Annotated in this window: 26 protein-coding genes; 17 read left to right on the forward strand and 9 right to left on the reverse strand. The window is 34.2% G+C overall.

Annotated elements, in window-relative coordinates; translation table 11 throughout:
* Nucleotides 1–66: 66 nt before the first annotated feature.
* The 14 genes from Q4500_RS15885 to hisIE all read left to right on the forward strand — a co-directional run bounded on the left by Q4500_RS15885 (nucleotide 67) and on the right by hisIE (nucleotide 12,700).
* The gene (locus Q4500_RS15885; protein WP_303600578.1) at nucleotides 67–2,094 is read left to right on the forward strand and encodes a VWA domain-containing protein; all 2,028 of its coding nucleotides are present in this window, start codon (nucleotides 67–69) and stop codon (nucleotides 2,092–2,094) included.
* Nucleotides 2,095–2,104: 10 nt separating this feature from the next.
* Complete coding sequence (locus Q4500_RS15890) at nucleotides 2,105–2,917, forward strand: prohibitin family protein (protein ID WP_303600579.1); 813 nt, start codon at nucleotides 2,105–2,107, stop codon at nucleotides 2,915–2,917.
* A 234-nt stretch (nucleotides 2,918–3,151) separates the two neighbouring features.
* Nucleotides 3,152–4,009: an ATP phosphoribosyltransferase gene (gene hisG, locus Q4500_RS15895; protein ID WP_073244079.1), complete on the forward strand. Its 858-nt coding sequence runs from the start codon at nucleotides 3,152–3,154 to the stop codon at nucleotides 4,007–4,009.
* A gap of 96 nt (nucleotides 4,010–4,105) precedes the next feature.
* Nucleotides 4,106–5,389: a histidinol dehydrogenase gene (gene hisD / locus Q4500_RS15900; RefSeq protein ID WP_303600580.1), complete on the forward strand. Its 1,284-nt coding sequence runs from the start codon at nucleotides 4,106–4,108 to the stop codon at nucleotides 5,387–5,389.
* A gap of 43 nt (nucleotides 5,390–5,432) precedes the next feature.
* Nucleotides 5,433–6,479, forward strand: a complete 1,047-nt coding sequence (gene hisC, locus Q4500_RS15905; protein WP_303600581.1) for a histidinol-phosphate transaminase — start codon at nucleotides 5,433–5,435, stop codon at nucleotides 6,477–6,479.
* 1 nt (nucleotide 6,480) lies between these two features.
* On the forward strand, nucleotides 6,481–7,623 hold the full coding sequence (gene hisB, locus Q4500_RS15910) for a bifunctional histidinol-phosphatase/imidazoleglycerol-phosphate dehydratase HisB (RefSeq protein ID WP_303600582.1): 1,143 nt from the start codon (nucleotides 6,481–6,483) through the stop codon (nucleotides 7,621–7,623).
* 32 nt (nucleotides 7,624–7,655) lie between these two features.
* Nucleotides 7,656–7,841 (forward strand): four helix bundle protein, encoded by a 186-nt coding sequence (locus Q4500_RS15915; RefSeq protein WP_303600583.1) that lies wholly within the window; start codon nucleotides 7,656–7,658, stop codon nucleotides 7,839–7,841.
* Between the two features lie 224 nt (nucleotides 7,842–8,065).
* Nucleotides 8,066–8,647 carry an imidazole glycerol phosphate synthase subunit HisH gene (gene hisH / locus Q4500_RS15920; RefSeq protein ID WP_303600584.1) on the forward strand — a complete coding sequence of 194 codons (582 nt, stop codon included), beginning with the start codon at nucleotides 8,066–8,068 and terminating at the stop codon, nucleotides 8,645–8,647.
* Nucleotides 8,647–9,069 carry a GNAT family N-acetyltransferase gene (locus Q4500_RS15925; RefSeq protein ID WP_303600585.1) on the forward strand — a complete coding sequence of 141 codons (423 nt, stop codon included), beginning with the start codon at nucleotides 8,647–8,649 and terminating at the stop codon, nucleotides 9,067–9,069. The genes hisH and Q4500_RS15925 overlap by 1 nt, the downstream gene beginning before the upstream one ends.
* 3 nt (nucleotides 9,070–9,072) lie before the next feature.
* On the forward strand, nucleotides 9,073–9,837 hold the full coding sequence (gene hisA, locus Q4500_RS15930) for a 1-(5-phosphoribosyl)-5-[(5-phosphoribosylamino)methylideneamino]imidazole-4-carboxamide isomerase (RefSeq protein ID WP_299799495.1): 765 nt from the start codon (nucleotides 9,073–9,075) through the stop codon (nucleotides 9,835–9,837).
* Nucleotides 9,830–10,345, forward strand: coding sequence for a DinB family protein (locus Q4500_RS15935; protein ID WP_299799496.1), 516 nt, complete (start codon nucleotides 9,830–9,832; stop codon nucleotides 10,343–10,345). The genes hisA and Q4500_RS15935 overlap by 8 nt, the downstream gene beginning before the upstream one ends.
* Nucleotides 10,346–10,368: 23 nt before the next feature.
* Entirely contained in the window at nucleotides 10,369–11,124 is a 756-nt protein-coding gene (gene hisF, locus Q4500_RS15940) for an imidazole glycerol phosphate synthase subunit HisF (RefSeq protein ID WP_303600586.1), read from the forward strand.
* Nucleotides 11,125–11,254: 130 nt separating this feature from the next.
* Nucleotides 11,255–11,947 (forward strand): aspartate/glutamate racemase family protein, encoded by a 693-nt coding sequence (locus Q4500_RS15945; RefSeq protein ID WP_303600587.1) that lies wholly within the window; start codon nucleotides 11,255–11,257, stop codon nucleotides 11,945–11,947.
* Nucleotides 11,948–12,091: 144 nt separating this feature from the next.
* Nucleotides 12,092–12,700, forward strand: a complete 609-nt coding sequence (gene hisIE, locus Q4500_RS15950) for a bifunctional phosphoribosyl-AMP cyclohydrolase/phosphoribosyl-ATP diphosphatase HisIE (protein ID WP_303600601.1) — start codon at nucleotides 12,092–12,094, stop codon at nucleotides 12,698–12,700.
* 46 nt (nucleotides 12,701–12,746) lie between these two features.
* Here hisIE and Q4500_RS15955 read toward each other — a convergent pair whose 3' ends face one another.
* The 5 genes from Q4500_RS15955 to Q4500_RS15975 form a co-directional block, all read right to left on the reverse strand.
* The gene (locus Q4500_RS15955; RefSeq protein ID WP_303600588.1) at nucleotides 12,747–13,358 is read right to left on the reverse strand and encodes a DJ-1/PfpI family protein; all 612 of its coding nucleotides are present in this window, start codon (nucleotides 13,356–13,358) and stop codon (nucleotides 12,747–12,749) included.
* Nucleotides 13,359–13,598: 240 nt separating this feature from the next.
* Entirely contained in the window at nucleotides 13,599–14,009 is a 411-nt protein-coding gene (locus tag Q4500_RS15960; RefSeq protein WP_303600589.1) for a GNAT family N-acetyltransferase, read from the reverse strand.
* A gap of 43 nt (nucleotides 14,010–14,052) precedes the next feature.
* Nucleotides 14,053–14,247, reverse strand: a complete 195-nt coding sequence (locus Q4500_RS15965; RefSeq protein ID WP_303600590.1) for a hypothetical protein — start codon at nucleotides 14,245–14,247, stop codon at nucleotides 14,053–14,055.
* The gene (locus tag Q4500_RS15970; RefSeq protein ID WP_303600591.1) at nucleotides 14,244–14,912 is read right to left on the reverse strand and encodes a hypothetical protein; all 669 of its coding nucleotides are present in this window, start codon (nucleotides 14,910–14,912) and stop codon (nucleotides 14,244–14,246) included. Before Q4500_RS15970 ends, Q4500_RS15965 begins: the two co-directional genes overlap by 4 nt.
* Nucleotides 14,913–15,024: 112 nt before the next feature.
* The gene (locus tag Q4500_RS15975) at nucleotides 15,025–15,360 is read right to left on the reverse strand and encodes a helix-turn-helix domain-containing protein (RefSeq protein WP_303600592.1); all 336 of its coding nucleotides are present in this window, start codon (nucleotides 15,358–15,360) and stop codon (nucleotides 15,025–15,027) included.
* Nucleotides 15,361–15,476: 116 nt separating this feature from the next.
* Between Q4500_RS15975 and Q4500_RS15980 the strand changes: the two genes are divergently transcribed.
* Nucleotides 15,477–15,989: a lactoylglutathione lyase family protein gene (locus tag Q4500_RS15980; RefSeq protein WP_303600593.1), complete on the forward strand. Its 513-nt coding sequence runs from the start codon at nucleotides 15,477–15,479 to the stop codon at nucleotides 15,987–15,989.
* 76 nt (nucleotides 15,990–16,065) lie between these two features.
* Here Q4500_RS15980 and Q4500_RS15985 read toward each other — a convergent pair whose 3' ends face one another.
* The 4 genes from Q4500_RS15985 to Q4500_RS16000 all read right to left on the reverse strand — a co-directional run bounded on the left by Q4500_RS15985 (nucleotide 16,066) and on the right by Q4500_RS16000 (nucleotide 20,106).
* Entirely contained in the window at nucleotides 16,066–17,874 is a 1,809-nt protein-coding gene (locus tag Q4500_RS15985; RefSeq protein WP_303600594.1) for a glycoside hydrolase family 2 protein, read from the reverse strand.
* A 78-nt stretch (nucleotides 17,875–17,952) separates the two neighbouring features.
* A complete protein-coding gene (locus Q4500_RS15990; protein ID WP_303600595.1) occupies nucleotides 17,953–19,041 on the reverse strand; it encodes a hypothetical protein in 1,089 nt (362 codons plus the stop codon).
* Complete coding sequence (locus Q4500_RS15995; protein WP_303600596.1) at nucleotides 19,025–19,564, reverse strand: hypothetical protein; 540 nt, start codon at nucleotides 19,562–19,564, stop codon at nucleotides 19,025–19,027. Before Q4500_RS15995 ends, Q4500_RS15990 begins: the two co-directional genes overlap by 17 nt.
* On the reverse strand, nucleotides 19,564–20,106 hold the full coding sequence (locus tag Q4500_RS16000) for an RNA polymerase sigma factor (RefSeq protein WP_303600597.1): 543 nt from the start codon (nucleotides 20,104–20,106) through the stop codon (nucleotides 19,564–19,566). Before Q4500_RS16000 ends, Q4500_RS15995 begins: the two co-directional genes overlap by 1 nt.
* Nucleotides 20,107–20,334: 228 nt before the next feature.
* On the opposite strand from Q4500_RS16000, the gene Q4500_RS16005 reads away from it, so the two are divergent.
* Together Q4500_RS16005 and Q4500_RS16010 are read left to right on the forward strand one after the other, a co-directional pair.
* Nucleotides 20,335–22,743 (forward strand): TonB-dependent receptor, encoded by a 2,409-nt coding sequence (locus tag Q4500_RS16005; protein ID WP_303600598.1) that lies wholly within the window; start codon nucleotides 20,335–20,337, stop codon nucleotides 22,741–22,743.
* A gap of 4 nt (nucleotides 22,744–22,747) precedes the next feature.
* Nucleotides 22,748–23,587, forward strand: coding sequence for a DUF4249 family protein (locus Q4500_RS16010; protein WP_303600599.1), 840 nt, complete (start codon nucleotides 22,748–22,750; stop codon nucleotides 23,585–23,587).
* The last annotated feature ends 691 nt before the right edge of the window (nucleotides 23,588–24,278 follow it).

Here is a 24,278-nt window from a genome sequence, read left to right on the forward strand (position 1 = left end):
CAAAAAACAAACTCTGGAGGAACGCTATTTTTTTGATTCCTTTTTAAGAACAACTTTAGTTAATACATGGAAAGCATAACGGTATTGTATATTATTCTTGCTGCAATTGTAGCATTGGGTATCGTTGTTTTTCAATACATATATAAGCAGAAGGCTAAAAGTAAAATTAATTTGCTTTTAGCCTTTTTGCGTTTTACAGGTATATTCGGGTTGTTACTTTTACTAATCAATCCGCAGTTCTCACAAAAATCATACACCTTAGAGAAGCCTAATTTGGTGATATTGGCTGATAATTCTACATCTATTGAAGAAAGTGCAACGCAACTAAATGAAATACTATCTGAAATTAAGTCATCAGAAGATATAGCAGATAGATTTAAAGTTGCCGATTATAGGTTTGGGACTGACCTACATATTTTTGATAGTCTTTCTTTTCAAGAAAAAAATACGAATATCTATAAGTCGCTATCGGCATTAGAAGATGTATATGCAAGTGAACAGACGGTTACTATTCTATTATCTGATGGAAATCAAACTATTGGGCAAGATTATAGCTATTTTAAATCTGATGAAAATAATAGTATCTACACGGTAGTTTTAGGTGACACTACTAAATACAAAGACATTTCGGTCGGGTCAATTCAAACTAATAAATACGCTTTTTTAAAGAATAAATTTCCGTTAGAAACCTTTGTTTCATATCAAGGGAGTAGTGCTGTGTCCGCAACTGTATCTATTAAAATGAATTCTAAAGTTGTTCATAAGGAGGTTGTGAAATTACATTCTCAGAATAATTACAAACCCATTTCTATTGAGGTTGAGGCGAATTCAGTGGGAATTAAAAATTTGGTCGTTGAAGTTTCTCAGTTGCCAGAAGAACGAAATATAAAAAATAACCGCAGAACTACAAGTATTGAAGTAATCGATGAGAAAACTAAAATTGCTTTAATTTCAGATATTCTGCATCCAGATTTGGGGGCTCTTAAAAAAGCTATTGAAAGTAATGAGCAACGAGAAGTTTCAATTTTAAATTCTAATGTAGCTAATACTATTTTAGAGGATATTGATTTGTTTATATTTTATCAGCCTACAGCTAGATTCAAGAATTCTTTTGAATACGCCAAAAGTAAAAATGCAAATAGCTTTATCATAACCGGTACTCAAACAGATTACTCATTTTTGAATAACGCCGATGTCCCTTTTGAAATTGAGAATGGTTATCCGCAGCAAGAAGTGTTCGGTTTATTAAATAATGCTTTTACAAAGTATGATATTTCAAAATTTGATGTAACTGATTTTCCACCTTTAATAAGTGATGCTGGTCCTATTCTTATTACTTCACCATATGAAGCTTTATTGGGTACTCAAATAAAAGGATTGAATATTCAGCAACCTTTGTTGTCGGTAATGGAGAAAAATACTCAGAAAAGCGCGCTTTTAATAGGAGAGAACCTTTGGAAATGGAGAGTGCAAACGTTCAGAAATACAAATGAATTTGTCAATTTCGATGAGTTTATTGGTAATCTAATTCGGTATCTAACTAGCTCAAAGAACAAATCTAGACTAAACGTTGAATATGAAAAGGTATCCGAGGGTAGTAGCAATACGGTGATAACGGCGACGTATTTTGATGAAGCGTTTTTATTCGACCCAAACGCAAAAGTGAAAATTAAAGTAACGAACACAGAAAATAACAAGGTTCAAACGAATCCAATGGTTTTAAAGAATGGATATTTCGAAGCAGACTTATCTAATTTAATGGCTGGTTCTTATGAATTTATTGTTTCGGTAGAAAATGAATCTAAATCGGAATCGGGAAGTTTTGTTATTTCGGAATTTGATATGGAAAATCAGTTTGTATCAAGCGATAATGTAAAGTTGGAGAAATTGGCTGTTAACTCTGGTGGAAAACAGTTTTATCCTTCTCAAATAGAACAGTTACTGCAGGATTTGAAAGAAAGTGATGCTTATGTGCCTACCGAGAAAAGCACTGAAAATATCGTATCTTTGATTGATTTCAGAATGCTTTTGGCAATTATAGTTTTTGCCTTTGCAGCAGAATGGTTTATCAGAAAATATAACGGATTAATTTAAATAGACATTAATGGATAAGTTACCTAGGATTGCGTTACCCGCAATATTTATTTTTATTGTAGTAATTATTGCAATTTCAAAATCAACAGTTACAATAGACTCTGGTCAAGCAGGTGTTTTGTACAAAACTTTTGGCGGGGGTGTAGTGACTGATCAGCCTCCAATGGGCGAAGGATTTCATCTTGTAGCACCATGGAATAGGGTGACAGTGTATGAAGTAAGACAACAAGAAGTTCTTGAAAGTATGAATGTATTATCAAGTAATGGTTTGGATATTAAATTGGAAGCTTCTGCTTGGTTTGAACCTATTCGTAATGATTTAGGAAAATTGCATCAAGAGAAGGGTACGGAATATATACAACGTGTATTATTGCCAACCATACGATCTGCTGCACGTTCAGTAGTTGGGCGTTATACGCCAGAACAATTATATTCTAGCAAAAGAGATGCTATTCAACAAGAAATTTTTGATGAGACTCAAAAAATTGTATCTGGTCAGTACATTCAATTAAATGAAATATTGGTTAGGGATGTAACGTTACCGCCAACTATTAAAGATGCAATTGAAAGAAAATTAAAGCAGGAACAAGAGTCTTTAGAATATGAGTTTAGACTGGTTACTGCTAAGAAAGAAGCAGAAAAAGTAACTATTGAAGCGCAAGGTAAAGCAGATGCTAACCGTATTTTGAGTGCTTCATTGAATGATCAAATTTTGAAAGATAAGGGTATAGATGCTACATTAAAATTAGCGGAATCACCAAATTCAAAAGTGGTTATCGTTGGTGGTAGCGATGGTCTTCCTTTAATTTTAGGGAATAACTAAAACACGTTGTTAATTATTTTTGTTTCATTTTAAACTTTTGTTTTGTGAAATGAAAAATACCTTTTACTTTTACAGTATCATGAAAAACAGAACTACACATCATCATTTCCATATTCACGCTTAGGCGAGGTAGGAATGTATTGTAGTAGAACAACATATTTTAAAACCCGTTTGAGCAATCAAACGGGTTTTGTATTTAAATCTCTTTTGGTTGCCAAGCATTAAATTAAGAAAATGACTAAAATTAGAATTGCTATTCAGAAATCGGGAAGACTTAATGAGGAATCCCTTCAAATTTTAAAAGACTGCGGTATTTCCATAGATAATGGTAAGGATCAGTTAAAGGCTTCTTCAAGAAATTTTCCAATGGAAGTTTTCTATCTAAGAAATGGAGACATCCCTCAATATTTAAGAGATGGAGTGGTAGATATTGCTATCATTGGTGAAAACGTATTGATTGAAAAAGGAGAAGATATTTCAGTTGCTGAGAAATTAGGCTTTTCAAAATGTAAAGTATCCTTAGCGGTGCCAAAGTCTGTTAAGTATAATTCGGTAAAGGATTTTGAAGGCAAACGTATTGCAACATCTTATCCAAATACAGTATTAAACTATTTGAAAGAAAAAGGCGTAAAAGCCGATTTACATATTATTAGTGGTTCTGTTGAAATTGCACCTAATATTGGGCTCGCCGATGCTATTTGTGATATCGTTTCTAGTGGTAGTACATTATTTAAAAACAACTTGAAAGAGGTTGAAGTAATGTTGAAAAGTGAAGCTGTTTTGGCAGTATCACCAAAGATAAATGAAGAGAGAAAAGAACTTCTTGAAAAGTTACAGTTTAGAATTCAGTCTGTTTTAAGAGCTAGAGGTTCTAAGTATGTGTTGCTTAATGCACCAAACGATAAATTAGACGGAATTCTAAAACTTTTACCAGGTATGAGAAGTCCAACAGTATTGCCATTGGCAGATGAAGGTTGGAGCTCGGTACACACTGTAATCAATAAAGATAAATTCTGGGAAGTAATTGACGAATTGAAGAAAGCCGGAGCAGAAGGCATTCTTGTTTGCCCAATTGAGAAAATGGTATTGTAATTAAGCTTTTAGCTATTAGCCTTTCGCTATTAGCTATTGTAAATGATTATTTTTTGCCATGAGCGAACAGCTTAAGGCTAATAGCTAGTTAAAGAAATGAATAAAATATATAATCCTAAAAGACAAGATTGGAAAGACGTTCTTATGCGTCCGACCCAAACTGTTGCCGATATTGAAGGATTGGTCAACACTATTTTTGATGAAGTTAAGCTTGGTGGTGATAGTATCTTAAAAAAGTATACAACGGAGTTTGATAAGGTAAATTTAGATGGTCTTTTGGTTTCAGAAAATGAAATTAAAGAAGCCAAAACATTGGTTTCAGAAGACCTTAAAACCGCTATTCAACTAGCGAAATCGAATATCGAAGTATTTCATACTGCTCAGAAAACGGGTAGGGTTGAAGTGGAAACCACAGCGGGAGTTTCTTGTTGGCAAGAAAAAAGACCGATACAGAAAGTGGGATTGTATATTCCAGGAGGTACAGCTCCCTTGTTTTCTACCATTTTGATGCTAGCAGTACCGGCTACTATTGCAGGTTGTAATGAGATAGTATTATGTTCTCCTCCGGATAAGGAAGGGAAACTGAATCCTGCTATTTTGTATACAGCGGATTTATGCGGGGTAACAAAAATTGTAAAAGTAGGGGGAATTCAGGCAATCGCTGGGATGACTTTTGGCACTGAAACCATACCGCAAGTGTATAAAGTTTTCGGACCAGGAAATCAATATGTAACCGTAGCAAAGCAAATTGCAACAAAGCACGGTGTTGCTATAGATATGCCTGCAGGTCCTTCTGAATTATTGGTTGTTGCCGATGATACTGCAAATGCGGCTTTTGTGGCTTCCGATTTATTGAGTCAGGCAGAACATGGGGTCGATAGTCAAGTGATTTTGGTTTCTACTTCTAAAGAAATGATTGATGCAGTGGAGAAAGAGGTTGCGCTTCAATTAGAAGATTTACCACGTAAAGAAATCGCCAGACAAGCAATTGCAAATAGTAAATTGATTTACGTTGATAATGATCAAGATGCTATTGATTTAATAAATGAATACGGACCAGAGCACTATATTGTTTGTGTAGAAAATGAAGATTTCTATATCGATTATACGCTGAATGCGGGTTCTGTTTTTATTGGTAATTATACTCCTGAGAGTGCCGGTGATTATGCTTCTGGCACGAATCATACTTTACCAACAAATGGATATGCTAAGCAATACAGTGGTGTAAACCTTGATAGTTTTATGAAGAGTATGACTTTTCAGAAAATTACAAAAGAAGGTATTCAAACAATTGGTAATGCTATTGAACTGATGGCAGAAGCAGAAGGTTTACAAGCGCATAAAAATGCAGTAACATTAAGATTAAATAGTTTAAATTAATGTCATTTCAGCTAAGCTCAATGACCAACACCATATTGAACTGATGAGTTTCAATTTAGATAATATAACAAGAGAAAACGTAAAGGGCTTGAGTCCGTATTCTTCTGCGCGGGACGAATATGTATCCGATGGTTCAACTATGGTTTTCTTAGATGCAAATGAGAATCCGTTTGAAAACGGAGTGAATCGGTATCCTGATCCTCAACAAAGAGGCTTAAAAGCGATATTGGCTGAACAGAAAGGTATAAAGGAAGAAAATATTCTTTTAGGTAATGGTAGCGATGAAGTTTTAGATTTGTTGTTCAGGGCTTTCTGTGAGCCTAAACAAGATAATATAATAACGCTTCCACCTACATACGGAATGTACAAAGTACTTTCTGGTATTAATCTAGTAGAAAATAGAGAAGTCTTATTGACGAATGATTTTGAGCCTAATGTTGAAGAAATCTTAAAAACGATTGATAGCAATACGAAACTATTGTTCATCTGTTCACCTAATAATCCTACGGGAAATAGTTTTTCAACTAAAGCTATTGAAGAACTGTTGAACTCTTTCAGCGGACTAGTTGTTATTGATGAAGCATATATCGATTTTTCATCCGAAGAAAGCTGGACATCAAAACTAAATGAATATCCGAATCTAATTATCACTCAAACCTTATCTAAGGCTTATGGTATGGCGGGTATACGATTGGGTATCTGTATTGCATCCGCAGAAATTATTGCTGTAATCAATAAGATTAAACCTCCGTATAATGTAAATCAACTTACGCAAGAGAAAGCAACTTCTCGTGTTTTGGATATAGATGCTGTAAAGAACGAAGTGAGTCAGATTTTAGCGGAACGAGCAAAATTAGAAGAGGCTCTAAAAACCGTTTCATTTGTTGAAATAATTTGCCCTACAGACGCAAACTTTATTTTGACAAAAGTTGATGATGCTACGCTTCGCTATAATCAATTATTGAAAAAGGGAATTGTGGTACGGAATCGTACCACACAACCATTATGCGCAAATACACTGAGATTTACAGTAGGTACATCCAAAGAAAATAATAGTGTAATTACAGCTTTAAAAGAATTATCCAAGTAATATGGGAAATAAAAAAAGAGTACTATTTATTGATCGTGATGGAACCATAATCAAAGAAACCGTAGATGAGCAAATAGATGCATTTGAGAAAATGATATTCTATCCAAAGTCATTCACTTTTCTTGGTAAAATTGCCAAAGAACTTGATTATGAGTTGGTGATGATTACCAATCAAGACGGATTGGGAACAGATGTTTTTCCTGAAAACACCTTTTGGCCGGTGCATAATTTCATATTAAAGTCTTTTGAAAATGAAGGCGTCGTTTTTGATAAGGTGTTTTTAGATAGAACTTTTCCACATGAAAATGCTGATACTAGAAAACCTGGTACTGGTTTACTGACCGAGTATTTTTCTGATGAATATGATTTAGAAAATTCTTATGTAATAGGTGATAGATTAACCGATATGGAATTGGCTAAGAACTTAGGCTCTAAAGGTATTTTCATAAATGATGAGACCAACTTGGGTACGGGTGAAATTACGGTAAAACGTGATGAACTAGATAGCCATATTGCTATTGAAAGCAATGATTGGGAGAAGATTTATGAGTTCTTGAAATTGAATGACAGAACGGCTGAAATTCATAGAAAAACTAATGAAACTGATATTGCCATAAAACTGAACCTAGATGGTACTGGTAAAAGTGATATTAAAACCGGATTGGCATTTTTTGACCATATGCTAGATCAATTGGCTCGTCATGGGCAAATGGATCTGATGATAAAGGTAGATGGTGATCTAGAAGTTGATGAACACCATACTATAGAAGATACAGGTATTGCGCTTGGTGAAGTATTTCATATGGCCTTAGGAAATAAATTAGGTATTGAACGATACGGATTCTGTTTACCAATGGATGATTGTCTAGCGCAATCTGCCATAGATTTTGGTGGCAGAAATTGGTTAGTCTGGGATGCAGACTTTAAGCGTGAAATGGTGGGTGATATGCCTACAGAAATGTTTCATCATTTCTTTAAATCGTTCACTGACGGAGCAAAAGCAAACCTAAATATTAAGGCAGAAGGTACCAACGAACATCATAAAATTGAAGCAATTTTTAAAGCTTTTGCAAAAAGTATAAAAATGGCGGTTAAAAGAGATGTTGAAAAAATGGTTTTACCAAGTACCAAAGGAGTATTATAAAGTACGAGGTGTGAAGTTATAAGTACAAAGTAATGCAAGATTTAAAAAAACGAACTAAACAATTTGCTGTAGATTGTTGGTTATTCTGCAAACAAGTTCCGCGGTCAAGAGAATTGGATGCTTGGGTAAGACAATTAATAAGAAGTTCTAGCTCAGTTGGTGCAAATTATAGAGCTTCACAAAGAGTAAAATCTACCGCTGATTTTATAAATAACTAAAGATTGTTGAAGAGGAAATTGATGAATCTGCATATTGGTTAGAACTGTTTTTAGAAGTTAATTCTGAAAGAAAAGAAGAGATAATTATATTACACAAAGAGGCTAAAGAACTTTTGGCAATTATTGTAGCCTCAATAAAAACGTCACGAGCAAATAGAATTTAAAGAAATGAAAAATACTATAAACACTTTGTACTTTGTACGTTTAACCTTGTATCTGAGCTTATGAAAATTGTAATAATAAATTACGGAGCAGGAAATATTCAGAGTATCAAATTTGCTATAAAACGCTTAGGTTACGAGGCTATTTTAAGTAATGATGTTTCTGAAATACAGAGTGCTGATAAAGTAATATTTCCAGGAGTAGGTGAGGCGAGTAGCGCTATGCACAAACTTCGTGATAGCGGATTGGATAAATTAATTCCCACATTGAAGCAACCTGTTTTAGGTATTTGCTTAGGTATGCAATTAATGTGTCATTCGTCTGAAGAGGGAAACACAACAGGACTCGGAATCTTTGATGTTGATGTCGTAAAGTTTGATAATACAGTAAAGGTTCCACAGATTGGATGGAATCAGATTACAAATTTGAAATCTGAATTATTTAATGGTATTGAAGAAAAAGAGCATATTTATCTAGTGCATAGTTTTTATGCGCCATTGTGTTCTGAAACAATTGCTGAATGTACTTATGGTTTAGATTATAGTGCTGCATTGAGAAAAGATAATTTTTACGGTACTCAGTTTCACCCAGAGAAATCTAGTGACGTAGGGGAGAAGATTTTAGAGAATTTTTTAAAAATGTAATGAAGCAAGATTATTTTATTTCAACTGATAAAAACCTTGTCAATGTAGATGCAATTCAACAGTTTATTGCTAATTCATATTGGGGTGACAATAGAACATTAGAAGAAGTAAAAACAACGATTGAAAACTCTTACTGTTTTGGAATATACACTAAAGAAAATGATCAAATTGGCTTTGCCAGAGTAGTCACCGATTATATTTATTTCGGATATTTTATGGATGTGATTATTCTAGATAAATTTCAAGGTAAGGGTTATGGTAAGATTTTAGTGAAAGCGATGTTAGAAGATACTACCATTAAAAAACTTAAAACATTAGCATTAAAAACTAAAGATGCCCATTTGTTATATGAGCGTTTCGGATTTAATAAAATAGGAGATTCACCATTGTGGATGTCTGTTGATAAACAAATTTTAGATTAAAGAATGAGAATTATTCCTGCTATAGATATCATTGATGGTAAATGTGTCCGCCTTTCTAAGGGAGACTACGATACCAAAAAAATATATAATGAGAACCCGTTAGAGGTAGCTAAAGAATTTGAGGCACACGGTATTAAGCATCTGCATTTAGTGGATTTAGATGGTGCAAAATCTAAACATATCGTCAACCATAAAGTTTTAGAGCAGATTGCCTCGCAAACAGGTTTACAAATTGATTTTGGAGGTGGATTAAAAACTGATGACGATTTACGTATTGCTTTTGAAAGTGGTGCTAGACAAATTACTGGTGGTAGTATTGCAGTAAAAGATCCTAAAACTTTTCTTGGTTGGATAGAAAAGCATGGTGCTGATAAAATAATATTAGGTGCAGATGCTATGGATGAAAAGGTAGCTGTTTCTGGTTGGCTAGAAGAGTCAAAGGAAGAATTGATTCCATTTATACAATCATATCAACAAAAAGGAATTCAATATGTAATTTGCACTGATATTAGTAAGGATGGTATGTTAGAAGGTCCGTCTTTTGATTTATACAAGAAGATAATTGCACAAACAGATGTCAGTCTGAGCGCAGTTGAAGACCAATCTGTGTTACAAATAAAATTAATTGCCAGTGGCGGAATATCAACTTTTGATGAATTACCTAAATTAGCAGAAATGGGTTGTGAAGGCACCATTATCGGTAAAGCTATTTATGAAAATAGAATAAGCTTAAAGCAATTAGAAACATATATTTTAGGTAATGGATAAAGAAGAACGCTTAGTTGAAGAAATTGTTGAAAATGCGATGTACCGTATGGATGAAAGTACACGTATGATTAAGAAAAGTCTTTCTGAAATATCGGAAGAAGAAATTTGGCAGAAACCTAATGCTTCTTTAAACAGTATAGCTAATCTTATTTTACATCTGTGTGGTAATATGACACAATATGTAATTTCTTCTATAGGCGAGATCGATGATAATAGAAATAGAGATGCCGAGTTTTCTGTTAATTCAGGTCTAACAAAAGCAGAGTTATTACATAAGTTGGAAGATACGGTAGATTCCGTAAAACGTGTCATATTTGATTCTACAGCCGATAAGTTGATAAAAGTGAGATCTGTACAAGGAATGTCTTTTTCGGGGGTTGGTGCAATTATGCATGCCGTTGAACATTATTCATACCATACCGGTCAAATTGCTTTTTATGTGAAACTGATTAAAGAAAAAGATTTGGGATTTTATGACGGAGTAGATTTGAATATTAAAAATGAGTAATTAGTGCTTAATACTAAAAAAATATGCTTGCTAAGAGAATAATACCTTGTTTAGATATCAAAGATGGTAGAACTGTAAAAGGTGTCAATTTTGTTGACTTACGTGATGCGGGTGACCCTGTTGAGTTGGCTGAAATTTATAGTCGCGAAGGGGCAGATGAATTGGTGTTCTTAGATATTTCGGCAACGGAACAGAAAAGAAAAACATTGGCAGATTTAGTGTATCGCGTTGCAGAAAAAGTTAATATTCCGTTTACTGTTGGTGGCGGAATTTCTTCTGTTGAAGATGTAGATATTTTGCTGCATAACGGAGCGGATAAGGTTTCAATAAATTCATCTGCCGTAAAGAATCCGCAGTTGATTAACGATTTGGTTGCCAAATTTGGGTCGCAATGTATTGTTGTTGCTATAGATGCTAAACAGATTGATGGAGAGTGGATAGTGCATTTGGTTGGAGGTAAACTACCGACCGACAGAAAATTATTTGAATGGGCAAAAGAAGTAGAAGAACGAGGTGCAGGAGAAATTCTCTTTACCTCAATGGATAATGATGGCACTAAAGACGGATTCGCAAATGAAGCATTGGCAAAATTGTCAACGGAGTTAAATATTCCAATAATTGCTTCAGGTGGTGCAGGTAACAAACAGCATTTTACTGATACTTTTGTTGAAGGTAAAGCAGATGCAGCTTTGGCGGCTAGTGTTTTTCACTTTAAGGAAATAGGTATTCAAGAATTGAAGACTGACTTGAAGAATAACGGTATTCCTGTTCGATTATAGTTTACAGTTTTTAGTAAACAGTATCACTGTTCAGTTTGCAGATTTGATAAGCGAAATGTCACTTCGACTACGATTAGTGACCGAGTGCAGTTGAAGGATTTGGTATACCAAACTTTTTAATAAAAATATAATGAAAAAAATAGGTCTTATTGGAGGAATCACCTGGCAGTCTACTAAATTGTATTATCAATTATTAAATAACAAAGTTGCTAAAATACTTGGTGATCAGAGTTCTTGTGAATGTATTATTGAATCGGTAAATTTTGCAGAGATATCTTCAAAACAAGCAAGTGGAGATTGGGATAATTTACATTCTCAAATGACAGATATTGCCGTTCGTTTAGAGAATGCGGGTGCAGATATCATTCTTATTTGTGCTAATACAATGCACCTTAGTGTTCCTGCGATCAAAGAAAAAATTACAGTTCCTCTTTTGCATATTGCAGAAGTTGCTGGCGAAGCTGTGAAACAAAAAGGTTGTAAGAAGGTATTATTACTTGGAACTAAGTATACAATGGAGCTTGATTTCTATAAAGAAATTTTAGAGAACCAATTTGGTATAGAAGTAATGATTCCCGATGAAAATGACCGCGAGATAGTTCATTCTATTATTTACACGGAGTTAGCCAAAGGTATAATTACTACAGACTCTAAACAACATTATTTAGATATTATAAAAAAGTCTGAAATTCAAGGGGCAGAAGGGGTGATTTTAGGTTGTACCGAAATACCTTTGCTAATTAAGCAAGAGGATTGTGACATTGTGGTTGTTGATACTACAGTAGAACATGCTTTTGCTGCAGTAAATTTTGCTCTTGATTAGTGTTGAGTTGGTTATATTAGTTTACGGTTTGTGAGCCTATTAAATGAAATATTATCCTAAGTGCAATCGAAGGTTTGGTTTAACGATAAGTATATCGTCTTTTAAAAAATATGATTAATAGAATTGAAATTGAATAAAAAGAATATGGAGTTTAATACACCTAATTGGGAGAAAATGAGTGACGGACTAGTACCTGTGATTATACAAGACGCACGTACGAAGAATGTATTGATGCTTGGCTACATGAATGGCGAAGCTTTGAAGAAAACTACTGATAGTGGTAAGGTTACATTTTTTAGTCGTTCTAAGCAGCGTTTATGGACTAAAGGTGAAGAAAGCGGAAACTTTTTGAATTTAGTTTCTATTAAAAATGACTGTGACGATGATTCACTTTTAATTACTGTAAATCCTGTAGGACCTACATGTCATACCGGTACAGATACCTGTTGGAAAGAAGAAAACAATTCACAATTCGGATTCTTTTCAGAGTTAGAAGATACTATTAAAGAAAGAAGAACTACTGCTGACGATAGCAAATCTTATGTAGCTTCTTTGTTTAAAAAAGGAATAAATAAAATTGCCCAAAAAGTAGGGGAGGAAGCTGTTGAAACTGTTATTGAAGCAATGGATGATAATGATGAGTTGTTCTTGTACGAGAGTGCAGATTTATTATTTCACTACTTAATGCTGTTACAGGCAAAAGGCTTTACACTTAAAGATATTGAAGCTGAATTAATGAAAAGGCAGAAATAGATTTTATAAGTTCAAATGATACGTTAACTGCTTTTGATGAAGTTTATCATTCTGCAGTAAACGTATCATTATCCTTGTCTTCGATCCAGTTGTATTCTATTTCCCAAGCTACATTTCTAGCAAAATCTAAACCGTGTCGGTCGGCTAAAAATCCTAAAGCCATATCCATACCTGCACTTACACCTGAAGAAGTATAATAATTTTCGTCTACTTTCCAACGAGCTTCTTTATCCCATTGCACCTCTGGTCCGTTGATAACGACCCATGCAAATGCACGTTTGTTTGAAGTAGCCTGCCTTTTATCTAAAAGTCCTGACTTTGCTAAAAGGGCACTTCCTGTACAGACGGTCATAACATATGTACTCGATAGACTTATATCTTTAATAGAAGTTATTAGCTTATCGTTATTTACTTCTACTCTCGTTCCTAAACCACCAGGAATTAAAAAGGCAAATGGCCTCTTATTGATATCTGCTAGTTTTTCTGTCATTATTGGGACTTGATGTCTATTGGTCACAATACCACCTTCAAGTGAATAGAATTTTAAAGTATATAAGTCGGTTAATCGTCCAAATATTTCAGCAGGCCCAAATACATCAAGGGTTTCATAGTTGTCGAAAAGCAAGAATGCAATTTCTTCTTTTTCAGTTGAATTCATTTGGCTAGAATTTTCTTGGGCAGTTACACTTGAACTGAGAATTAATACAACTAATATAGATTTTATAAGCTTAGTAAACATCTGCATAACTGTTATTTAAATAATTACCTAGAAGAAAATTTTCGTTCTAAAATAAGATAATTTTTAAATGAATCTATGGGATTACTTGTTGGTATTGTTTATAACTAGTATTATTATCAATACCATAATATATCAGCAGGAATTTTCAGGAATAAGGTGTCAAAATATCCGTTCCATGATAATATAATCTAAACCTTCCTTTCTGAAGGTGCTATCAGTGACTACCATTCCAAATTTTTTATAATAATCCACTTTACTTGTTCTGGCATTACACCAGATTCTTTTCAATGATTTCTTACCAGCAACTTGTATGATTTCATTTAGTAGTAAACTGCCATATCCTTTACCTTGGTGATTTTCTAATGTAGCAAATTTTCTAAATTGCGCTTCTTCGTCGGTAATAAATAAGGATACTATTGAAATTAATGTATTATCTAAATATAGTCCGTAATGTAGACCTTTGTTGTCATTAGGCAATTTTACGTAATCTAAAGGCTTAGTTGGCCACATTACCTGATGTCTGATCGGTAATGTTTCTTTAGAAGTGATTTGTATGATTTTTGAGTTCATAATTCTAGCGATGTCACGACCCAAATATACTTATGTATTTGATTTATTCAAGAACTAAACAATCTTGTACCTCACTAATTGAAACCCATTTAAATTTGATAGGTGAATACGCTTCTTGGCGTTTTTTGTTGTTAGTTGCTTTATTCTTAATGTAAACTTGATCATCTTCTGTAAATACATGCTGTGTATCGATAACTTCTTGCGAAAAGACTTTGGTAGGTTTCTTTTTTTTAATCATTGCACGTTTTTCTTATAACGGTTGCGCCCCATATTAAATATGCCAACCTTTATACCTATACCGGCCGAGAAACCATTTATACGGGTAATTCTAGTTGGAGGTAGATCTATTCTACTGGAAAAGCGATATTTTACTCCTGCCTCTAATTGTAAGTATCTTGAGATATTAAATAATGCGTTTATGCCAGGTTCGGCAACAAATACCGCATCAAAATCATCTTCGGTAAGGTCATCACCGTAGCTTTCATCGTCCTTAAATTTATTATCGATATAACCGACTGCACCTGCACCTAATAAAAGTGGAAAAGATAGGTTTACCCGTCTCTTGCTAAAAAATATGGGTTCTAAATGTAGACCGCCATAAACTGCGATCAGGTCTTCATTTCTTGAAAGACTATTATTATAAATATCTTGTTCAGAATATAAAAAATTACCAGCAAAACCAACTTCAAATTGCTGGTTGGCGACGTAGGCAATCTTTAGTCCGCCATTATATGCGTTTTTGTCATCAATTTCACCTAAGCCCATGTTTATGCCAACATAGACACCATGTACGACATTATTACGATCATTAAATTCTAGGTATTCGTCAGTTTCTTCTTGTCCGTAGCTTGTTAAAGCGGACATGAAAACTAATACTAGTAGGCTGATTTGTAGTGGTCTCATTACTGTTTGATTTTTGATTGATTACCTAATAGACAACCTAAGCAACAAATAGTTGCACCAAAAACCGATATTTTTTAACTAAAACCCAAATTTCTAAGATTTGTTGTGTAAGCTAACAGCTAATTCGTTTTATACTAGCTATTTGTAGTGTCATTTGCCCCCACGAGTCTAAACTTAATAATATACTTTTAAGCGATGTTCCGCGCTCACTTAAACCGTATTCTACTTTTGGTGGTACTACAGGGAAGACCTCTCGGGTAATCAATCCGTCTTTTTCTAATTCTCGCACGGTTTGGGTGAACATTTTATTAGATATGCCTGGAACTTTTTTCTGAAGTATACCTGAACGTAACGGACCATCTAATAGATTAAAAAGCACAATGGGCTTCCACTTTGTGCCAATTAAATTCATGGTATGATCTAACGGACAATAATTTTTTGAACTCATATTAAATATAACTATCTGTAAAACAGCAATTAACTTTTTTTGGTAACTATAGTACTTTTTGGTAAGTTATTGCCTATAAGGCAAATATAGATTTATTTTGTATTAAAATTAGAACTATGGATAAGAATAAAGAATACCCAAAATCATTTTCACATATTGGTATTACTGTACCAGATTTAGAGAAAGCAGTAGAATTTTATTCTGAGGTAATGGGATGGTACGTAATCATGAAGCCGTCTAAAATTAAGAAAGAGAAAGAAACGGCAATCGGTTTAATGTGTATTGATGTTTTTGGTAATGACTGGGAAGAGTTTGAAATTGCCCACATGTCTACATCTGATGGAATCGGAGTAGAATTATTCTCTTTTCCTCACGGAGTAAAGGAAGCACCAGAATTCAATCCGTTTAATACAGGTTTGTTTCATTTTTGTATACAAGACCCAAATATTGAAGACTTAGTTGCCAAAATAGTAGTACATGGTGGTAAAAAACGTATGCCAATTCGTGAGTATTATCCAAAAGACAAGCCTTACAAAATGTGTTATGTTGAAGATCCATTCGGAATCGTGTTTGAAGTATACACACACAGTTATGAATTAACCTATTCTTCTGGTGCTTATACGGAGTAACTATATTAAAAGTATAAAAGCGATTGATTACCAAGATGTAACCAATCGCTTTTATATTCATAGAGATACAGAATCTTTACTTCTCATCCATTTCAAGATAATACTCTTGTAGTGTGAAAAACGCTTTCTTTTTCATGCCTTGTTCAGAGATCAATCCTTTTCTGTTAAAATCATCTTGAATTCTACGTAAGGGGCGTCTTGATGAACGGAAATCCATTAAAATCCAAGGGGATAATCCTGTCATAAATTCGATATTTTTCATCATCTCAATATTCGATTTGAACAATGCATCTTGGTATTCTTCGGTCCATCTTTCATTTGCATCACCATGTAATCCGTATAAAGCACCCCCACCAATTTCACTCATGATCATTGGTTTATTGTAAGCGCTTGCCCATTTAATACTGCTGCAAGAATCTACATCACCATAGTACCATCCGCAATAATTATTAATACCAATAACATCAACTACTTCACCTAAAGGATCTTCAATTAAATTTCCATCATCACCTTTACCTTGGGTATCTAACGCCGCAGTAATCAATCTGGTGTTATCTAATTCGCGAGCTTTCTCAGCCAAATTGCTAATAAATGACAGTCGTGACTCACTTTCTGGTGTTTCATTTGCCATAGACCATAATATTACCGAAGCTCTATTTTTATCGCGTGAAATCATTTCGGCAAGTTGGTTTTCTGCATTGGCGTAGGTATCCTGATTCTCGAACTGAATAGTCCAATACACGGGGATTTCTGACCAAATTAAAAAGCCCATTTTCTCTGCTTCTTTCACCATTGCCTCAGAATGTGGATAATGTGCTAATCTTAGAAAATTACAACCTAATTCTTTTGCCCAATTTAAAAGTACTTTGCATTCTTCAACCGACACAACACGACCTGTTTTAAATGCGGCTTCCTCATGAATACTAATGCCTTTTAAGAATGTTTCCTTGCCATTGACCAATATTTTAGAGCCATCTGTTGAGATGTTTCTAAAACCTATATTATCGATTACTTTATCAGTACTGGTTTCAATAATTGCCTCATATAGTTTAGGAGAATTTGGGGACCATAAATTGGGTTTAGCATTGATTGCAAAAGAAGCTTTCCCATTTTTTAATGTAGCTAATACTGTTTTCTTAAGCTCTGGTATTTTAATGCTTACAGCGTCACCATTTGTAGAATTTGCTACAGTCACCCATCCACTGATTGTATTGGTCGTTCCTTTTTCTAATTGAACGGAGTAATCTTCAATATGGGTTTTAGGTACGTTTATTAAGTGAACGGATCTTGTAATACCACCATAATTCCACCAATCTTGATTTACTGTCGGTACATTTTCTTTTTTACGTTTGTTATCGACCTTTACTACAACAAAGTTATTGCCTTCAACAAGTTTATCGGTGACATTGAATTGAAACGGAGTGTAGCCACCAACATGTTTACCTAATTTTTCGCCGTTCAAATAAACGATTGCTTCGTAGTTTACGGCTTCAAAATATAGAAGGCTTTCTTGATCAGAAGTAGGGGTATAATTAAAATCTTTCTTGTACCACAATGTACCTTCATAGTAGTAAAGCTTATCCATTTGGGTATTCCAATCACCTGGAACATTTAATTGTAAACTGGTGTCGAAATTATATTCTATTAGGTCTGACGGAGATTGCATTTTTGCATTCTTGAAGTAGCCTTTATCATATTCTTGCAGCCTGTGATTATAGAATCCGTTTTCTAATGGATCTACGATAATATCCCATTTGCCATTTAGAGATGTTTTTTCTCTTGCATCTATATTTTGAAGTAAATCGGCATAATTAGCTTCTTGTGCAGTAGTTGCAATACTGAAAATAGTGAGTAGTATGAGTATACAATTGTTTAAGCTTTTCATTTGGTAAATTTGATTTTAGTTCTAAATCGAAATTTACCGTTTTAATTATATATAGCACTAATTTTAAAAAACAATCTTTTAAAGTTCTTTTAATAAAACCACTCCTTTTTTTCCAGAGATTGAAATTCTTCCTTTTCCATTCTTACCATAGACCGCATTAATTTCACGTAATTTTTTGCCTTTATCTAGCATTTTAGAATCAACATCATGAAATGATTTTGGTAAACGCACCAAGCCCTCTTCAAGTACCGCTGAGAAGTCATGTGGAAAATTGAGTATGTTTATACTAACCTCAGAAGATTCTTGTTCTAGTGTAATTCTAGAGCTAGCGGTAGGTATACTTTCTACCCATAGATCTGAAATCTTTAAATTTAAATCGATATCCTTTTTTAGGCTATGAATACGCAGCTTGCTGAATTTTATGTTTCCGTAAAGGGTACCTATTTCATTAATTTCAACTTCATCTTTGTTTGAGTAAAACTCTAAAGATTCTGCTTGTTGTAAATCTATATGGCTACCACTACTATTAAGGCGCATGGTATTCGAATGATCCATGTCTAAACCGCCATTACTTACATTTAGGTTAGCATAATTAATATTTTTGGCTCTCAACTTGCCATATTTAATGTTGATATCTGCTTTGTTCAGATTATCGTTCATCCACATATCGCCATGTTGCACATCTGCCTTTAAAATACCTGCCCAATCTTCTATAAGAACATCTCCGAATGTATTGACAATCTCTAACTCTGCTTTTTTAGGGAGGTATACAATATAATCTATCTGTACATTGCTTCGGTCAAAATCAAACGGATTCGCTTTATCGAACAGGTTAGTAAAAAAACCTGAGCTTTTTTCGCCTATTGAATAATTAACCGAGATAAACTTATCACTACGCCGTATTGCAGGGTTAATCCGTTTCAACAAATCATCTGCATTATCCTTTTTCTTATCTGTGACGGTTATATTTACGGTGATGGAGACTTCTTCTTTCGTCCATCCGTAGATATTGATATTGCCATATTTATTTTCTAAATGCAGCTCTCCCGAATTATTGAATGGGTAGGTCTTGGTGGTTTTTTTAGACACCTTTTCTTGCGCTAGGGCAGTAAAACCTAATACCATCGCCAAGGCGAAAAGCTTCAGTTTTTTACAAAGTATATCCATAATCGTCTTCTTTTATTTTAGATTCATTTAGCTGCTGTAATAGATTCTCTATGAGTTCTATGCGCTTTCTATAATTAGAAACTATGGCCGCAAGAACTTGCTCATTGTCTAGGTTATTCTGCATTTCAAGTTTCAGTTGTTCGTATTCTGTATCTAGTTCTACCATAAAAGATAAAAACTCCTCTTTATCTGCATCTGATAACTGATTGTTTTTTTGTACCAATTGCACTTGGTAAGACACCAAACCTTTATAATGCATATCTATATCTTGCAAATCTTGAGACACATAATTGGTTTCAGTAGTAGGGCTGGCAGAGAAAGAAAGGCCTACTAGTCCAGCAATACCTAATAGTATTAGAACACTTGCCGCAGTGCGTATTAGTGGTGATTTCCATAACGGAATCACTTGTTGTTTATCTGCGTTTAATTGCGATTCTATATTTCCCCAAATTTTTGCATGGTCAGCCTTGCGTTCATTAAAAAACTGTTTATTATCGCGAATATGTTTTTCAAATTGGTCCATTATAAGGTGTTTATAATTTCTACTAGTTTCTTTTTTGCTCTGTGGTACTGAGATTTAGAGGTTGATGTCGTTATCCCCAATACATCGCTTATTTCATTATGGTCAAAACCTTCTAATAGGTATAGATTAATAATTTGTTTGTAGCCTATTGGTAGTTTTTCAATACCCGATTTTACTTTTAGAATTTCCATAGCATCTACCTTCTCACATTCCACTTCTTCTGTTAAATGAAATTCATGATCATCCATCGTGGCAAGTGGTAATCGTTTTACTTTTAAATGATTGATGCTTTTGTTAATGACAATTCGCTTTAACCATGCACCAAAAGTAGACTCGTATTTAAACTTTTCTAAATTTCTAAAGGCATCTACAAAACTATCTTGTACAATATCTTCGGCATCTTCTTTAATTCCCAAAAATCGCATACTTATATTGTACATCGCATCTACGTAGAGCTCGTACAGTTGATACTGCGCGGTTCTATCGCCAGACTTGCTGCTTTCAACAAGGAATTGATGCGTAAAACGGATTTCGTTTTTCAATTAATTTTAGCCGTTGGTTGTACTCTAATTTCGGTTTCTATTGTAAAGACAACCAAAATTTGAGATAGTTGCATTTACTGTTATATATTATAAATATAATAGGGTTTTGAAGTTACTATCATTCATAGGTTTGAATGTTACAATTTTCTTAAAAAATGAACTTTGGTGCAACCTTCTTAAAAATAAGTTGTCAATTGTACATGTCTATCAATCAATTAAACAAACAACATGATTAAAAAAGGAAAGCGAAAAGTGCGCTTAAGGTGGCTTAGAGTCACAAGTTTTATTATTTTATTACTTACTTATACGTCAATGCTTGCTCAAGAAAACTATACCATTAGCGGTAAAATTTCTGACATTGACAACGGAGAAACCCTTTTTGGGGCATCCGTTTTTTTAGAGGGTACTACAATTGGTGTGGTTACCAATGAATACGGATTCTATTCTATTACTGCACCAGAAGGGGAGTACAGGTTGTTAATTACCTATATGGGCTATGCTGATATTAAACAAGATGTAAATCTTAATAGAAATCAGAATTTCAATTTCGAAATTTCTGAAACTTCCACGAAGTTAGATGAAGTAGAGGTCACGGCAGAGGAGTCTGAAATTGCCGTATTACGAAAACCAGAAATGAGTGTTCTTAAAATGAACATTGAAACGGTAAAACAAATGCCTGTTGTGCTGGGCGAAGTAGATATTCTGAAATCTTTACAGATGCTACCTGGCGTTACCAATAATGGTGAAGGTACAGGCGGGTTTCATGTTAGAGGTGGTGCCGGTGATCAGAACCTGGTATTATTAGATGAGGCTATAATTTACAATACATCGCACATGTTCGGTTTTTTCTCGGTCTTTAATGCAGATGCTATTAAAGATGTAAAATTGTATAAAGGTGGTATACCCGCAAGATATGGTGGTCGTGTTTCGTCTGTGTTAGATGTACGGCAGAAAGATGGTAACAGTAAACGATTTGCCGCAACTGGTGGTATCGGTATTATTTCTAGCCGCTTAGCATTAGAGGGTCCCTTATTTAAAGAAAAAGGGTCTTTTCTAATTGCCGGTAGACGTTCGTATGCCGACCTTTTATTAAAGGCTGCGGGGGAAGATAACAGCGTTAGTTTTTATGATTTAAACTTGAAGACAAATTATAAAATCAATACCAACAACAGACTTTTTCTTTCAGGATATTTTGGCAGAGATGCTTTTGAATTGGGAGAGAATTTTAGCAGTTCTTACGGAAACTCTACTGCCAACCTTCGTTGGAATCATATTTTTAATGATAAACTTTTCTCTAACCTTTCTGCTATTTATAGTAAGTACGATTATGATTTGGGTATTACCTCGGCAGAGTTCGACTGGGTTTCGTCTATCACAAATTATAATCTAAAGTATGATCTTAAATACTATTTCAGCGATAGATTTAAACTAGATTTTGGTGCAAGCGGAATTCATTATGAATTTGATCCTGGGGAGATTATTCCAACTTCAGATACCTCTGCAGTTAATCCGCTATTGTTAGATCGTAAAAAGGCTATTGAAAGTGGAGTCTATGTGAATGCCGAGCATAAATTGACAGATAAGCTAACGGCTCAATACGGATTGCGTTATAGTGCGTTTACAAGATTGGGTGGTCAACCCATGACGGAATACGCAAATAACCAACCAGTGGTCTATAATTCAGACTTAGGTATTTATGAGCGTGGAACAGTAATAGGGGAGACGGTCTATGAAAAAGGTGATGCTATTAAAACTTTTGGAAATTTAGAACCTAGAGCTTCACTTGCCTATACAATTGATGATAATTCTTCATTAAAAGCTGGTTTTTCTAGAGTGGCTCAATACATTCACTTATTATCGAATACTTCTTCCGCAACTCCTTTAGATGTTTGGGCACCCAGCGGACAATATATCGACCCACAACTATCTAATCAATATGCGCTTGGGTATTTTCGAAACTTTAAGAACAAAGCATATTCTATGGAGGCGGAAATCTATTATAAGAATACCGATAATAGAATTGATTATATAGATGGGTCAGATTTAATTGGTCAGAATACGATTGAAACCGAAATTTTAACAGGAGAATCTAGAGCATACGGATTAGAGCTGTTATTTCGTAAAAATGAGGGGAAATTTACAGGATGGATTGCTTACACGCTCTCTAAATCTGAACAAAGAACTCCCGGTGGTAGTGCTGGCGGACTAGGTATTAATGATGGTAATTGGTATAACACTCCGTATGATAGAACTCATGATATTTCTATCTCTGGATCTTATCAATTAAATGACAAATGGAGTTTTGGAACCAATCTTGTTTTTCAAACAGGTAGACCCGTTACGTACCCAAATGGTCAGTATGAGTATGAGGGCGTTTCCATTGCCAGTTATGCCGATAGAAATTCTGATAGATTGCCGGCATATCACCGTCTAGATTTATCTGTAAATTATAAACCGAACAAAAAGCCCGATGCTAAATTAAAGGGGGAGTGGGTTCTAGGTATCTACAATGCCTATAACCGAAAGAATGCAGCTTCTGTTTCTTTTGGGCAGAATATTGAAACCGGAGCAAATGAAGCTACTAGAACTGCTATTTTCGGTATTGTACCATCTATCACTTATAACTTTAAATTTTAAATCGATGAAAAACTATATAAAACTATTTTTAGCAGTATTTACTATAAGCATAGTGAGCTGTGAAGATGTGATCGATGTTGATGTACAGACCGATACTTTGCGTTTGGTGGTAGAAGCTTCTTTAGATTGGGAAAAAGGTACTACCGGTAATGAACAAACCATAACGTTACGTACTTCTACACCATTTTTCGATACCCAAAGTACAGAGGTAGTTGGGGCACAGGTATCGGTAACCAATGATGTTAATGGAGAAGTTTATCTCTTTACAGACCAAGTTGATGGTACTTATACTACCGATACGTTCAATCCGCAATTAGAAGCTAGTTATACCTTAGAAATTATTTATGACGGACAAACATATACTGCAAATGACACCATGAACCCTGTACCTGATATTACCGATATTTATCAAGATACAAAAGACGGATTTGATGATGAGGCTATTGAGTTGCATATTGTATTTACTGATTTTGAAGAAGAAGGTGATAACTACTTTTTTAAGTTTGAAAGAGCACCTGATTTATTACCAACATTAGAAGTTGGAGATGATGAATTTATAAACGGAAATGAAGTAGATTGGTGGTATGAAATTGGCGATGATGAAGAAGGTGTGATAAAACCATTAGCGCCTGGTGACGTTGTTGACATAAATATGCATAGTATTTCTAGACCTTACTATAATTATATGGATATCGTAATTGATCAACTGGGCGGAGTAGGTATTTTTGAATCTACACCAGTCGATGTAAAAGGAAATTGTATTAATACCACCAACCCAGATAATTACGCTCATGGCTATTTTAGGGTTACTCAGAAAAATACGGTAATCTATACGGTAGAGTAGAAAGGGTATTGATATCAAAAGAAAACCAAGCGCTAAAGAATTTAGGGCTTGGTTTTTTGGTTTTCTAATTTGATTCAATTACATAACATACACTGATAAGTTTATAATATTTGTTCGGTTTAAAAATAAACTTTATAAGAATTTCTAGTAAATTCTTTGCCTTAAGGAATAACGATAATACTTTTTTTGTTTTACTGTTATTGGCAATCGTAACTAATGAGTTTTTATTTTTCCGTCCTCTTGGAATAATATTCTAATCGTGTTTTATAGTAAGATGAATTTCCATTTACTTTGATAATAGAACCTTGACTCTTTTTGTTTAATTTTAATCTATAATATTTGGGAAAAGAAGTTGAAGAAGATATTATCATACAATTTTTATTCAAGCTATTATCTATACAGATTTGAGACTTAACTTTGGTCGGTATTTTTAATTCTATTTTGGAGTTTCTTTTCAACTTATACTCAACTTCATTTAGTGAAAAATCAAGTATTTCTTTTATTTCTTTACCAAAATCTCTGAATACAATTATAGTTGCTAAATCAGCTTTTGTTTCTATTGTTTGCGGATTATTTTTAAAGTCTCTAGAATTATAATTGTAGGCTTCCCCTTCTTGTAGGCTTCCCTAAAAATAGGACAGTTCATAATTCGAATTTACTAACTTTAAATTCAAACTGTCACGATGAAAAA

It is taken from the genome of Maribacter sp. 1_MG-2023, from assembly GCF_030547005.1.
GTDB lineage: Bacteria > Bacteroidota > Bacteroidia > Flavobacteriales > Flavobacteriaceae > Maribacter.

Bases quoted from the DNA above. Each gene is read 5' to 3' on its own strand.
- Q4500_RS15945 (WP_303600587.1), top strand. From the start codon at position 11,255: ATGAAAAAAATAGGTCTTATTGGAGGAATCACCTGGCAGTCTACTAAA.
- hisIE (WP_303600601.1), top strand. From the start codon at position 12,092: ATGGAGTTTAATACACCTAATTGGGAGAAAATGAGTGACGGACTAGTA.
- Q4500_RS15890 (WP_303600579.1), top strand. From the start codon at position 2,105: ATGGATAAGTTACCTAGGATTGCGTTACCCGCAATATTTATTTTTATT.
- Q4500_RS15995 (WP_303600596.1), bottom strand. From the start codon at position 19,564: ATGGACCAATTTGAAAAACATATTCGCGATAATAAACAGTTTTTTAAT.
- hisD (WP_303600580.1), top strand. From the start codon at position 4,106: ATGAATAAAATATATAATCCTAAAAGACAAGATTGGAAAGACGTTCTT.
- Q4500_RS15970 (WP_303600591.1), bottom strand. From the start codon at position 14,912: ATGAGACCACTACAAATCAGCCTACTAGTATTAGTTTTCATGTCCGCT.
- Q4500_RS15985 (WP_303600594.1), bottom strand. From the start codon at position 17,874: ATGAAAAGCTTAAACAATTGTATACTCATACTACTCACTATTTTCAGT.
- Q4500_RS16010 (WP_303600599.1), top strand. From the start codon at position 22,748: ATGAAAAACTATATAAAACTATTTTTAGCAGTATTTACTATAAGCATA.
- Q4500_RS15915 (WP_303600583.1), top strand. From the start codon at position 7,656: ATGCAAGATTTAAAAAAACGAACTAAACAATTTGCTGTAGATTGTTGG.
- hisB (WP_303600582.1), top strand. From the start codon at position 6,481: ATGGGAAATAAAAAAAGAGTACTATTTATTGATCGTGATGGAACCATA.
- Q4500_RS15935 (WP_299799496.1), top strand. From the start codon at position 9,830: ATGGATAAAGAAGAACGCTTAGTTGAAGAAATTGTTGAAAATGCGATG.
- hisF (WP_303600586.1), top strand. From the start codon at position 10,369: ATGCTTGCTAAGAGAATAATACCTTGTTTAGATATCAAAGATGGTAGA.
- Q4500_RS16005 (WP_303600598.1), top strand. From the start codon at position 20,335: ATGATTAAAAAAGGAAAGCGAAAAGTGCGCTTAAGGTGGCTTAGAGTC.
- hisG (WP_073244079.1), top strand. From the start codon at position 3,152: ATGACTAAAATTAGAATTGCTATTCAGAAATCGGGAAGACTTAATGAG.
- Q4500_RS15975 (WP_303600592.1), bottom strand. From the start codon at position 15,360: ATGAGTTCAAAAAATTATTGTCCGTTAGATCATACCATGAATTTAATT.
- hisC (WP_303600581.1), top strand. From the start codon at position 5,433: ATGAGTTTCAATTTAGATAATATAACAAGAGAAAACGTAAAGGGCTTG.
- Q4500_RS15885 (WP_303600578.1), top strand. From the start codon at position 67: ATGGAAAGCATAACGGTATTGTATATTATTCTTGCTGCAATTGTAGCA.
- Q4500_RS15980 (WP_303600593.1), top strand. From the start codon at position 15,477: ATGGATAAGAATAAAGAATACCCAAAATCATTTTCACATATTGGTATT.
- Q4500_RS15960 (WP_303600589.1), bottom strand. From the start codon at position 14,009: ATGAACTCAAAAATCATACAAATCACTTCTAAAGAAACATTACCGATC.
- Q4500_RS15955 (WP_303600588.1), bottom strand. From the start codon at position 13,358: ATGAATTCAACTGAAAAAGAAGAAATTGCATTCTTGCTTTTCGACAAC.
- hisH (WP_303600584.1), top strand. From the start codon at position 8,066: ATGAAAATTGTAATAATAAATTACGGAGCAGGAAATATTCAGAGTATC.
- Q4500_RS15925 (WP_303600585.1), top strand. From the start codon at position 8,647: ATGAAGCAAGATTATTTTATTTCAACTGATAAAAACCTTGTCAATGTA.
- Q4500_RS15990 (WP_303600595.1), bottom strand. From the start codon at position 19,041: ATGGATATACTTTGTAAAAAACTGAAGCTTTTCGCCTTGGCGATGGTA.
- Q4500_RS15965 (WP_303600590.1), bottom strand. From the start codon at position 14,247: ATGATTAAAAAAAAGAAACCTACCAAAGTCTTTTCGCAAGAAGTTATC.
- hisA (WP_299799495.1), top strand. From the start codon at position 9,073: ATGAGAATTATTCCTGCTATAGATATCATTGATGGTAAATGTGTCCGC.